The sequence below is a fragment of the Marinicrinis sediminis genome (genome assembly GCF_042685085.1).
Taxonomy (GTDB): domain Bacteria; phylum Bacillota; class Bacilli; order Paenibacillales; family KCTC-33676; genus Marinicrinis; species Marinicrinis sediminis.
The window spans coordinates 58,285-71,981 of the sequence record NZ_JBHUMM010000014.1 but is presented as its reverse complement, the minus strand read 5'-3'; the positions used below and the strand labels follow the sequence as shown (position 1 = coordinate 71,981).

Annotated in this window: 5 protein-coding genes; all 5 read right to left on the bottom strand. The window is 52.7% G+C overall.

Translation table 11 applies throughout. The features are described 5' to 3' along the window. The 5 genes from ACFSUC_RS08615 to ACFSUC_RS08595 are packed head-to-tail and all read right to left on the bottom strand — an operon-like array spanning position 1 to position 13,689. Positions 1-978 (bottom strand): hypothetical protein, encoded by a 978-nt coding sequence (locus ACFSUC_RS08615; protein ID WP_379929142.1) that lies wholly within the window; start codon positions 976-978, stop codon positions 1-3. A 48-nt stretch (positions 979-1,026) separates the two neighbouring features. Further along, positions 1,027-1,410 (bottom strand): aspartate 1-decarboxylase, encoded by a 384-nt coding sequence (gene panD / locus ACFSUC_RS08610; protein ID WP_379929141.1) that lies wholly within the window; start codon positions 1,408-1,410, stop codon positions 1,027-1,029. Further along, positions 1,403-4,507 (bottom strand): non-ribosomal peptide synthetase, encoded by a 3,105-nt coding sequence (locus tag ACFSUC_RS08605; RefSeq protein WP_379929140.1) that lies wholly within the window; start codon positions 4,505-4,507, stop codon positions 1,403-1,405. The genes panD and ACFSUC_RS08605 overlap by 8 nt, the downstream gene beginning before the upstream one ends. A gap of 7 nt (positions 4,508-4,514) precedes the next feature. Continuing rightward, positions 4,515-9,749, bottom strand: a complete 5,235-nt coding sequence (locus ACFSUC_RS08600) for an SDR family NAD(P)-dependent oxidoreductase (RefSeq protein WP_379929139.1) — start codon at positions 9,747-9,749, stop codon at positions 4,515-4,517. After that, positions 9,733-13,689 carry a type I polyketide synthase gene (locus ACFSUC_RS08595; protein ID WP_379929138.1) on the bottom strand — a complete coding sequence of 1,319 codons (3,957 nt, stop codon included), beginning with the start codon at positions 13,687-13,689 and terminating at the stop codon, positions 9,733-9,735. Before ACFSUC_RS08595 ends, ACFSUC_RS08600 begins: the two co-directional genes overlap by 17 nt. Between the last annotated feature and the right edge of the window lie 8 nt (positions 13,690-13,697).

Sequence of the window (13,697 nt, the reverse complement as noted above, 5' to 3'; positions counted from 1 at the left end):
TCACCCCTCCACTCGCCTGATCAGATGCTCGAGTTGTTCTGCACAACGCGCTTCCAGATCGATAATCTCATCAAAGGCCTGATCCATTTGCTGCAGGTTCAGCGTCTGAGTCAGCTTGCTCTTCAATAGCTTGTTGCGGATGGCAAACCATTTGCCCGAATTCTCCCGAACAGCATGTAGCAGCTCGGGATTCATTCGCCCATAATACGGAGACTCGGGATATTTGTCCAGAAAACTGATAAACTCCGAAAACTTGTCTCGGGTGGCGATGATTTTTCGAAACGGCTCCCAGATGATGTCGATCTGCTCAAATGGAAATGGATCAAGCTGACGAAGCTCCTCCTTCATCTTGCGTATGCCATAGATGCCAGACGAATTAGACTCTCCGGGCTCTGCTGGTTTGCCGATCATCTTGTCCCAGGCTTTCTGCAATTGGGTGCCGGTCTCCTCAAAGGTGCAGCAGCGCTGCGGCTCAGAAATAAAGGCCGCTGATTTGCATGCTTGCCTGATGTGTTCACGATCCACCCAGCCTGCATATTTGGGAGCAAAATCAACCACGTACACCTTTTCCTGCTCCCTGTCGTAATCTGCAATCAGAAACGCATGCTCATTGGCATTTTGCTGATAATCATACGTTACCCATGGCAAATAGTAGGTGCTGGCAAGCACGAGCATTTTCAGTCCTGACTCCGGAAGCTGCTCCATGCTCTCAAACAGACTCCCCGTATCCAGCATATGAAACTGCATGCCGTACAAGCCTCTCACATTTTCAATAAAGGAGGGATAGTCCCCTACAGGATCTGCAGAAATACGGTGCAGTCCCCCGTAGTAAAATCCCCAGCTGTCCGAGCAGAGCCATTGAAAGGGATAGTGATAGCTGCTGATAAACGCACAAATCGGTTTCTCCAGACAATCCAGATAGTGACTGTTCACCTGTTCATTGTAAAACACCAATTGATCCGGCAGTGTAAGCGGCATGTGCCTCCTCCTTCTCCACGTTGGATTTCTGTATGCTTGGCCAGGCCTTTAAACAACCGTTGAATGGGTCTCTTCCTGCCAAACCTCACGAATCTCGTTTTTCCCCTCCAGAATGACCACTTTCGGATGATGCTCCCTGATTTCCTCTTCCGACAAGATGGCATAGGCCATAATAATGACGACATCGTCTGGCTGAAACCGGCGTGCGGCCGCTCCATTCAAACAGATCGTACCTGAACCGCGCTCACCCGGTATCACATACGTTTCGATCCGTTCCCCGTTATGGTTGTTCACGACCTGCACTCTCTCATTCACCTGAATGCCCGATACATCGAGCAAGTCCTGATCAATCGTGATGCTACCGACATAGTTCAGATTCGCTTCGGTTACAATGGCCCGGTGGAGCTTTGCATACATCATCGTCTTATACATCCTGATTCCCCCTTGAATGGATACGCGCTTTGTCCGTCCGCTCGATTTGTTCCGCGAGTTTGCGGATGGTCTGATATTTGAAAATGTCCGATTGACCCAGCTCGATTTGCTCCTTCTCCAGTTCCACCTCGATCTTGACCGCTGCAAATGAATTTCCACCTACATCAAAATAATTGTCATGAATGCCAATCGGCTCACGCTCGAGTACCTGCTCCCAAATACGAACCAGCAGCTTCTCTGCCTCCGTTTGCGGAGGGACATACTCATTTTCGGAAATGGCACGGCTAAAGTCTGGCTCGGGCAGTGCCGCCCGGTTAATCTTTCCGTTCTGTGTAATAGGGAACGTCAGCAGATGAACATACACTTGTGGAACCATGAAAAACGGCAGCTTCGCGGACAAATGATCGCGCAGACGCTCAGTCGAAATGGCCTCATCCCCCGTATAATAGGCTACCAGAACCTGTTCCTCGGGCTCAGGTGTCTTCTCCATAACCACGCTTTCGCGGACGCCCTCTACCTCATCAAGCGTCGCCTCTATCTCACCGAGTTCGATACGCAAACCGTTGATTTTCACCTGAAAGTCTTTGCGACCAATAAAGGCCAGCTCACCATTGGGAAGCCACTTCGCCAAGTCCCCTGTCCGGTACATCTTCTCTCCGGGGCGGAACGGATTAGGCACATATTTCTCATCCGTCAATGCTTCCAGATTCACATAGCCCCTGGCCAGTCCCGTACCCCCGATGCAGACTTCTCCGGGAAGACCGATCGGCTGGAGATGATCGTCATCGTTTACGACATAGACCTGGGTGTTGGAAATGGGTTTGCCCACCGTGATTTCCCCGTTCGTGACATCTTTGGTCGTCGTCCAGACGGTTGTCTCTGTCGGCCCATACATATTGATAATCTGTGCATTTGACTGCTCTCTGAGCTTGTCCAGCATACTCGGCGGAAGCGGCTCGCCCCCCAGCAGGATCAGTTTCAGCTCTTCTGTCATTTCCAGCCCTTTGCTCATCAACAGCTTCAGTCGGGCCGGAGTCACCTGAATCACATCCACCTGATGGTTGTGCAGGATCTGCTTCAACAGATTTCCATCCACCTGGGCGTGCTCGTTGGCAATGACCACGCGTGCACCCATACTGAGCGGCAGCAGCACTTCGAGCACGATGACATCAAAAGCAATGGAATTCAGACAGACAACCGTATGTTCCGGACGAATCGGAATATCTTCATTCACACCCTGCATGAAGCTCATCACACTATGATGCTCGATCATAATTCCCTTCGGTCTTCCCGTAGAACCGGAAGTATACAGAATATAAGCAGGATCGTTCGAAGTATGCTGACATGGAAAGGGTTCGGTCTGTGCGAGCTGATGATCCTCATCCAGCACGAGCTTCGGGCCGCCAAATGAGATACGATCCCGCATATGCGTTTGTGTAATCAGCACGGCCGCGCCTGTGTCTGCCAGCATATACGCCAGTCGTTCCTCCGGATACAGGGGATCAAGCGGCACATAGGTTCCGCCCGCTTTCAAGATGCCTAGCATGGCGACCACCATGTCGATCGATCGCTCACAGAAGATGCCCACTGTCATCTTCGGCTTTATGCCGAGCTCCCGCAGCCTGAACGCCAGCTGATTCGCCTGCATCTCCAGCTGCCTGTAGGTCAGTTGCTTGTCCTCGCAGATCAACGCCACCTGATCAGGAGTCCGCGCAGCCTGTTCCGCGAGACACTGATCGATCGTCTGTTGTCTCGCATATGGCACCGGTGCACGATTGAATTGCTGCAGTATCTGCTGCTTCTCAGCTTCCGGGATCAGTTCCACTTCGTTCAACTTCATCTGCACATTTGCCGCTACCTGCTCTACAATCCGCAGGAAATATCGCGAGAAACGTTCAATCGTCTCCTTGTTGAACCAGTCGGTGCAATAATCGATCCGGCACTGAATACGGTCTCGTTCCTGACGACACCATAAGCTGAAATCAAAGGCGTTGGCATTTTCCTGATCGAGCACATCAAACAGCTGAAAGGCAGCGGTGAAGATCGGATTGCGCTGATTGCGATCCACGTTCAACTCGCTGACGAGCAGTTCCATCGGATACTTCCCGTGCCTGTACGCATCCAGACAGGTCTTTTTCACCTTATTCAGCAGGTCTGCAAAGGTGTCCACTCCCTCAAACCGGGTACGCAGGCACAGATTATTGGTAAACAGGCCGATCAATTCCTCATAATCCTTGTGGTCCCTGCCAGAAATGGGCATGCCGACAATGATGTCCTCATCACCGGTCAGCTTGTGAAGAAACAACACATAGACAGATATCATCAAGATCGAAGGAGATACTCGATTCGCTCGGGCAAGAGCATTGAGCTGTGCACTTTGCTGCGGGGCCATTTGAAACCTGTAATAATGTCCGTTTCGCTTTTTCCCTTGCCCTTCTCCACTCATTTTGTCCACAGGCAAATCCAGGGTAGGCAGCGGCTTTTGCAAATGATCCAGCCAAAACGCCTCGTCCTCCTTGCGCTTGTCGCTTTCCAGCCAGTCATTGGTTTGCCTGATCCAATCCATATAGCTCATGGACAGGGGCTTGAATTGCGGCGTGGACTGCATCATCAGACTTTGATAGGCCTGTCTGACATCTCTCATCAAGATCTGGATGCCCCATCCGTCGGTCACCATGTGGTGCGTATTGAAATAAAACCCGTAGCGCTGATCAGACAACCGATACAACTTGACATCGATCATCGGCTTGGACAGATCGAATTCCCGTTTGTTTTCGCGTTCAATTCGCTCCTGCATCTCCGCCATGGGATCAGGGAAGGAAGAGAGATCCACTTCCTCCACAAGCTCCCGCTCCTCATAAGGCAAAATGACCTGGCTCGGTATGCCCTCATGCTCCACGAAGATCGTACGCAAAGCCGGATGCCGTTCTACAATGGCATTCATTGCCCTGTTCAGCATCTCCCTGCTCATCGGAATATCCAGAATCAGCTTCGACGGGGTATTGTAGGCGGTAAAGTCATCCTCCATTTTGTGCATCAGCCAAAACCCGCGCTGCTGGGGGGATATCGGGTAAATCACTGCATCTTGCGTAAACATGACTGCATCACACTCCTTCCTTCTGCCTCATAAATGTGGCCAGCGAATGAATGGTATCGTGCTGCATCATATCGCTGAATTCAATAGGGACCGTCAAACCTGAGCTACCCGTGTTCAGCTCATTGACAATCTTCATCGCCATGATCGAATCACCACCCAGATCAAAAAAGCTCTCGTATACATCCACTGCGTCGAGACCTAACAGCTCAGACCAGACACGGGCAATCTGCACTTCCAGTTCCGCATATTGGCCGTCTGCCCTGCCCTTGAGTGTGACCGTCGCGTCAGGGACTGATCCCGATCTCGCAACCTCTGTCGTTCGTTCTTCCTGTTCATCCGGTACGTAGGCAAATGGATTGGCATGATATCCAGCATCCCGTGGATCGCCTGACTGCAACGAATCCCCTGCGCCTGGCGCTACCCATGATCCCCATGCATCTGCCACTTCGGAAGCTGTCGCGGTTTCACTCTGTTGGGCAAATGGCTCAGCTTTCAGGCTGAAACCTTCCTCTATCAGATACTGGGCAAGAGCATGGATGGTATCATGCTGCATCATATCGCTGAACTCCATTGGCCTGGCTAGCATGCCGTTCAGCTCATTCACAATCTTCATCGCCATAATCGAATCCCCGCCGAGATCGAAAAAGCTCTCGTATAAATCGACCTTTTCCAGACCCAGCAGTTCCTTCCACACGGCGGCGATCACATCCTGCAGCGTTTCCTGCGGATGCCTCTGTGCATGGTTGAAGGTGCGTTCATCTCGATTGCTTGCTTGTTGAGGTACAGATTGGGCGACTGCGCCAGACGTATGCTTGTAAAAACCAGCCAGTTGCTCATCCAGATGCAGCGGAAGATGCTCCTTCGGCAAGTTTCCTTTGTAGCGTTCATTGAATGTTGCCACAATCACGTTGCGGAATGCCTTGTGCATCACTTCATCCAGACTTTCCATCGCATCCTGTGTCTTCCATGCCCGGAACAAGTTCTTGTCAAATGCCATCTCAAAATCGACCGCCATGCCGATCTCCTGCCAGGCCGGCCAATTGATCGATACCGTTCGCTTGCCCCGATGATTGCGCGCTGCAGCGAACCCGTCCAGGTATTGATTTGCTGCGCAATAATCACCCTGTCCGATCCCACCGGTTATGCTGGAAAGAGAGGAGAACAAGACGAAGAAATCAACCGGGTCCTGCTCTGTCAGATGATCAAGCAGCCACGTTCCATCCATTTTGGGTGCCAGCACATTCTCTACGGCCTCTTTGCTTTTTCCGATGAGAATTCCTTCGGCACCTACCCCTGCGCTATGCATGATGCCGCGTATAGGTCCCAGTGTTTCTCGGATGTGCTGTAAAGCTTTTGTCAGTTCCGCTTCATGAGCCGTATTCACCTGACAGATCACCACTTGTGCCCCCAGTTCCTCGATCTCACGGATCCCATCCAGCTTGCGGATCATTTTCTTGTCATGCGCTTCCCATGAGGCCCATTGTTCCCTCGGCGGCAATGGGGACCGATTCATCAGGACAAGTCGCACCCCCTTCTTTTTCCTGGCCAGATACTTGGATACCTCGAGTCCGATGCCACCCGTGCCACCGGTAATGATATAGGCTCCATCCTCGTGCAGCTCCAGACTGGCATCCGCCTTGTCCTGGAGCGGCGCCGGCTGGAAATATCGCTCGTAGCGCTTTCCGTTGCGGTAGCTGATAAGATAGCCCGCGTACAGTCCTGCCTGGATTTCTGGCAGTACATCACGCACACTCATTCCAGCTTCCATATCGATACAACGGCAGGTAAGGGTTGCGTACTCCTGCATAGCCACCAGCGCAAGACCAAACATCGCTGCATATTCCGGATGCAACTGCTCTTCCTCGCCGCTTATGGCATGCACCTGTCGGGCAAGCAAGACCAGTTCGGTATTCGTCTGCGGCTGATGCTTCATCAGACTTCGCACGAGGTGGAACAAATGATAGACCCCTCGCTCCTTTCGGTCCTGAAGCTCCTGCAACGAGGATACGGACGACTCCTCTGCGGCTGCCCAGCCATCCACGATATGAGAAACCGAACCATTCAACTCCTGCCACAACCGCTCGTAATCCGCTTCCTGACCGGTTACCCGGTAATGCCTTTCTCCAAGCCTGGCAAACTGATCGCCCCGTTCTACCCGTGTTACAACGGCTCCAAGGCCTTCGTATGACTCGGCCAGCTGCTCTCCCCAGTCGCCGTCGGGCTGCAGGACGAGCACATGCGCATACGACGCAGACGCAACGGGTTGCGCAGCAGGAGCAGGCATAGGCTGTTCTCGCCATGCAATCTCAAAATATCGACCTTGCTCTGCTTGCAGTGGTGATTCAGTCTGTTGAGCTGGTGGATCACCGATGCTGCCTGGCCGCACCTTTTTCATCACAAAGTGATGGATATCCACATAGGCCTCCCCGTGCTCGTCCATCAGCGTAATATCAAAGGTGAACGTTTCCGCATCCTCCACCCCGTCCACAAGCCGAATATAGGAATACAGTCCAGGCTGCAGCGCCTTGTAGACTCGGATTGATTTATAATGAAGAGGCAGATAAAATTTCATGTTCGTAAACTGTCCCACCGAGGTAATGGCAATATCCAGCAGGGATGGATGCAGCTTGTACGCCTTCATGTCAGTCTTGTAGACATCTGGAAGCTCCAGATAGGCAATGCCTTCTCCCTTCCCGAAGGAAGGCCTGCGAATGATCATATCTGTCCAGCGAGGGCCGAAGATAATCCGGGATTCCTTCTTCAGACGTGTCGTGTCAATTTCGACACAGCGGTTCAAGATATCTCGGATCGAGAATCGCGGAGCCACCTGATCGGTCTCGGTCAAGGCCCGAACCTGCAATTTCGCATGGAGCTGCTCCGTAGCGGCATCTTGAAAACTGGATGCCGTTATTTCCATATGCATTTCCCCCCGCTTCTCCACGGTTAGAATCATTTCCTTCGATTCACCCTTTTGAACCGAGAAAGGGACAAAATACTGGACATTCATCAGTTCCATCTGCTCATTCGGGAATCGCTGCTCGACGAGCGCTCTCGTCAACTCTATATATGTCGTTCCCGGTACTGCCGGCCTCCCCATAATGACATGCTCGCCCATTACCCAATGCTTTTCTCCGCTCAACTTCGCGGTATAGATTTCCTTGTCTCCATTGCGTTCCCGAAGACGGTCAATCATCGGATGAAGCGGAGCTTGTACTTCAGTCTGTGCAGTCTGTGCAGTCTGTGCAGTCTGAACTGGCTGCGCAGTCGCAGGTTTGCGAACCACCGACCCCAGCTTCTCAATCGGAAGCCAGCATCGCTTCTTCTCAAATGGATACACGGGCAAACTGAGCTTATGATATGAACGATTTTCATAAAAATGCTGCCAGCTCACATTTCCACCCTGTGCATAGCGCTTCGCCACTCTGGCCAGGCAACGATCTGAACGGTCTGCCAGGTACGCCTCTGTCGCGGCATGCACCTCCTGATTCAGGTTGTCCCGCATGTCGGCGGTGATCTCATGTGCTTCCCGTTGCTGCTTGTCAGCTGAAACAAGCTTGTATTTTCCATAGAAGATGCCTTCGGCTTCATACGGCTGGTCCAGGTCATGCTTCAGCACCTTCTCCAGCTTCAGACGCAGTTCTCTTGCACTGTCAGCAAGAATGGCCAATCTGTATGCGTAATGACCTCTGCCTGTATTAGCGGTATAGCAGACCTCGTCCAGGCGAGCTTGACCATGCTGCAGAACATACAGCTGATAGTCGCGGATCAACTCCTCCAGCACCGGCTTGCTTTTGGCGGACAGCGTGAACAGTCTTTTCTGCTGAGACGTGTAGTTCATCTCCTGCTGTGGCGGTGCCTCTTCCAAAATCACATGACAGTTTGTGCCACTAAGTCCAAAAGCGCTAACCCCGCATCTTCTCGCGGTTTCCCCTGCTTCCCAGGGCACCAGTTGATCGTTAACGTATACGGGAGAATGGACAAAATCAACGTTGGCATTCGGCTTCAGAAAGTTCAGGGACGGCGGCAGTTGCTTGTTTTTCAATGCCAATGCAGCCTTGATGAGTCCGGTTACCCCGGCGGCGCAGTCCAGATGTCCGATATTCGGCTTGACCGAGCTGATCGCACAGAATTGCTTCTTGTCCGTATATCTGCGAAACGCCTCCTGGATGCCGGTCACCTCAATCGGATCGCCGAGTTTCGTGCCCGTACCATGCGTCTCTATGTAGGCAATGGTTTCCGGATCAATGCCAGCCTGTTTCCAGGCACTGACAATGACGTCTTCCTGCGCTTTTGCATTCGGGGCGGTAATACCGATGGAGTTACCATCCTGATTGGAAGCACTTCCCTTAATGACTGCATATACGTGATCTTTGTCCTTGAGCGCATTCTCGAGCGGCTTGAGCAGGACCACCGCACTGCCCTCGCCCCACACGGTTCCGTCAGCACGATCATCAAAAGCTTTCAGCTCTGCACTTTGCGTTTGCAGGGCCAGTCCATAGGAATCATCAATGATTGGCATCACATTCACTTTGATTCCCCCGGCGAGAGCGAGCTCGCAATCCCCCTGCTGTATCGCCTGACAGGCCGTATGGACGGCAACGAGTGAAGATGAACAGGCGGTATCGATCACCATGGTCGGTCCTTTCAGATCGAGCAGATACGACAGACGACTGGCCAGAATGGAAGAGGTATTGCCGACACGCGATATGCCCAGCGAGTCAATAAAGGCGCTCGTGATCATCTGGTTATAATCATTGGAATGAATATATCCGGCATACACCCCCGTTTTGCTGCCAACCAGTTTATCACCGCCGTAGCCGGCATCCTCAATCGCTTGCCAGGCCGTTTGCAGAAAGATCCGCTGGCTCGGGTTCATAAAGTTGGCTTCCTTCGGAAAAATCTTGAAGAAATCACAGTCAAACTGATCGATTTCCTCCAAATATCCGCCCTGGGAAATCATGCTCTCATTCAGGTCATAGTTAATGTAGTCCTTATAAAACTCCACATCCTGGCGGCGATTTTGCGGAAAGGGGCCGATCCCCTTCATTTTGTTGGCAATCAGGTCCCAATACTGATCCGGACGGCTGGCACCTGGTACCTTTAGACCGATACCAATGATGGCAATGTCCTGCTGCTTCCTGCCGGAAACAAGCTTTAATTGCTTCATCAATGCCATGCCGACCTGCTTGTCCATTTTTCCATTGACTGTATGCTCAAAAATCAGCTTACTGAGCTTTTCCATCCTGTTCCCTCCCCATTTGCTCATACATCGCGAACGCTTCATCCATCGACATGTTCCCGTTCTCTACTGCCTCGAACAGATGTAGCAACTCGTCCTCATACTTGTCGCTTTCCTCGTTTGCAGGGGCAGCCGAATCAGGCAGGTCCTGCAGCTCCAGACGGGCATGCTTCACCTTGCGCAGATAAGCAGCCAAACCCTGAATAGTCGGATACGAAAACAGATCCACCACCGAAACCATTCCCGGATCACGCTGTTCAATCAAGGCATGCATCTTCACTATTAAAATGGAGTTCCCGCCTATTTCAAAAAAGTTGTCCTGAACGTCCATCTCTTCGAAACCGAGCAATTCCCGCCAGATCTGTGCAATCCACTGCTCCTCGTCCTGCCCGGAGCCGGACGTCACACCCGTCAGCCTGACCGTTGAGGCCTGCAGCTGTTCTATTTGCGGCTTATCCTGCTGCCCCACTGTCGCTTCCGTATCATCGGCAGACCTGGTTTTGCTAATGATCCATTGATCACTCCATTGATCACCTGGGCTGGTTAGCACCCGGTCAAGCACATCCAGTGCTTCATCTGTCTTCATCCCGGCTTGCTGCTGGCGTCTCTCCAATGCCTGATGATCGACAGCCATCCCGACTTCCTCCCAGGCTGACCAGTTAATGGTCACCGTTCGTTTCGAATGACGATTTCGCCATGCAGCAAAGGCATCCATATAGGCATTGGCTGCTGCATAATCGCCCTGGCCAGCACTGCCGACCAGACTGCTGAGGGAGGAATAATACATCATAAAATCCAGCGATTCGTGCATCGTGACCTGCTCCAGCACCCATGTTCCCCATACTTTCGCTGCCATTACCTGTGCAAAGGTATCTCGTGATTTCCTTGCCAAATAGCCGTCTCCGGCGATGCCCGCACAATGAAAAATGCCATTCACAGCCCCGAATTGCTGGCGGATGTCTGCCATGACCCTTTTCATCTGCATGAGATTGGCCACATCAGCCTGACATACCGTGACACGGGAGCCCGATCGTTCAATGTCCATTATGCCTTTCAGCTGTCTGACGAGTTTCGGGTCGCTGGTATGCGCCAGAACCTGTTCCCACTCTTTGCGCTCAGGCAAGCCCGAACGTTGCAGCAAGATCAGGTTCACCTGCGCCTGAGAAGCGACATATTTCGCCGTTTCAAGCCCTAATCCACCCCCTCCGCCTGTCACGATATAAGTGCCGTTTGGTATAATGGCCGAGCTTCCTTGTGTGATGTCCGTTCCATTCATCTGCTCGATCTTCTCGGTATAACACTGACCATCGCGATATACATGCAAGTACGCTGTACCTGGTGTCTGAAGCTCTGTCATCATCTTGTCGATATTCAGCTGGTGATCGAGGTCTATGCTGCGGCACTGCAGGTTCGGATACTCGACACGGACAACTCTGCCCAGAGCCAGACAGGCCGCATGCTCGGGCTTCAGACACACTTCCTCTCCGGTTACCTGATGCACGTGGTCAGCAAGCAGCACCAGATCAATCGGATGGCTGAAGCCGAGCTGTACAAGCGCCTTCGTCAAGTTAAACAGGCTGTAGACCCCCTGGTGCAGGCTCGCTTCGAGTTCCTCCTGCGTACAGGCACCGGACTCCGATTCATCCAGCAAAGCCATATGGACAATCTGATCGACTGGTTTCTGCCGGAATGATCCCAGCCAGCGAACATAATCTTCCTCTGTGCCGAGCCAGGCAGAGGATGCGGATGCGTTCTTCTCATTCTGAGAAGTCTCCATCTCCTGTTGAGACAAATGACTCTCCCCCGGATGCGGGTATACGGCCTCTTCCACCGCATGACCGTCCTCTCGCAGCGCATTCACCAGTTGAATAGCGGTACGGCTCCCGGCATGAATGCACAGCACGGTTCTGGGTACGGAAGACGACGCTTCTGACGAGGGCGACCGTTCTGACGCACGCTCCCAGGTGCGGGTGTGGCACCAGTCCAGTGCTGCATCTCTGCCCGGGGATACCCAGCATCTCTTCTCATCAAATGGATAGACAGGCAAGCTGATTTTCTTCCGTTTCTGCTGTCGATACAGACGTTCCCAGGGGAGGTCTGCACCCTGTACATACTGCATCGCCCATGTTCGAAGGGTATGCAGCTGCTCCTGCTCATCCATGGACATCCAGGAGTCAGGCAGCTCATCCAGCGAAGAGACCGAAGAGGAAGAAATACGCTCATCACCCCGGGTGACGAATATATCCGCTGCCAGAAGCTGCCTCATTGATCCCGTACCGGCTGGCTGTGGAGGTGTATCCGCAGGACGAGCACGGTCAGCCGTGAGCAGGGCTTGTAGCTTATCCAGCAGATCCGCTCTATCCCGGCACACCAGAGCCGATCGGATAGGATGATGCCATCGTCCCGTGTTCGCGGTATAACACACATCAGTCAGGCTGATCGTTCGATCTGCTGCCAAAAACTGCACATATTCCGCCAGCAATCGGCGCCATGAAGCCATTGATTTGGCCGACAGGGTAAACAGTTGCCACGCAGGTGAATCGGAAGCCTTTGCCCCCACTGCCGCTTCGACTTCGTCTGCTGCCGGCGCTTCCTCCAGCACGACATGACAGTTCGTGCCACTTAACCCAAACGAACTGACCCCACACCTTCTGGGAAACGTTGCCGCGGGCCATTCCGTCAGCTCATCCTGGACATATACCGGAGAATCCACGAAGTCAATCTTGCGATTCGGACGCTGGAAATGGAGGCTGGCCGGAATTTTTGCGTGCTTCAGCGTCAACACAGCCTTGATCAGACCGGCGATCCCTGCGCTGTTGTCCAAATGACCGATGTTCGTCTTGACACTGCCGACAGCACAGAACTGTCTCTTGTCTGTATAGGCTCGAAACGCCTTCGTCATGCCGTCTATTTCAACGGGATCGCCCAGTTTGGTCCCGGTCCCGTGGGCTTCCATGTAGCCGATGGTTTCCGGATCGATCCCCGCGTCTTTCCAGGCTGCCGTCATGACAGCGGCCTGCGCTTCACTATTCGGCGCAGTCAGACCAATGGAACTGCCATCCTGATTCACCGCACTTCCCTTGATCAATCCATAGATCTGGTCACCATCTCTGACGGCACTGGCAAAGGGCTTGAGCATAACAGCCGCCACACCTTCTCCGCCGGCTGTGCCATCAGAACCATCATCGAACGTTCTCGACCTGTACTGGGTAGATAAAATGCCAATATTCTGATATTGGATCGGGTAAAGATCTACTTTGACGCCCCCAGCCAGCGCCATGTCACAGTCGCCACTGCGCAGCGCCTGACAGGCGGTATGCACCGCCACCAGCGATGATGAACAAGCGGTATTGAGAACCATTGCAGGACCTTTCAAATCCAGCAGATAGGACAGTCTGCTCGGAATCATTGCACTGGCTGTACCCGATACATACAACGCCGCCATCTCAGGGTCGTCAAATCGAATCGATTGCCCGTACACAGAAGAATGGCTATAGCCTGCGTACACCCCAGTCTTCGTTCCCCGAATCCGCTGTCCGCCATAGCCCGCGTCTTCGATAGCCTGCCATGCGGTCTGCAAAAAAAGGCGCTGTTCAGGGTCCATATACTCGGCTTCTTTTGGCGACAAATCGAAAAAGGCATAGTCAAAGCCATCGACTGCGGACAAGAAAGCCGCCTCATAGAACTGTCCTTCCTTATCCGGATGAAAACGTTGAACGGTTGCCATCACATCCTTTTTTCGCTTGCGCGGAAGGGGCGCAACCAGATCCTTCCCTTCACACAGCAACTGCCAGAATGCATCCGGTGTCTCTGCTCCGGGGAACCGAAGCGCCATGCCGATGATGGCGATATCCGAGGTAGATGTTTCTGTCATTTCCGGCAGCATGGAGGACGAAGGTTCTTCCATCCATGCATCTAAAAAATTCAGTCTGCTACCCGTCATAAGTATGC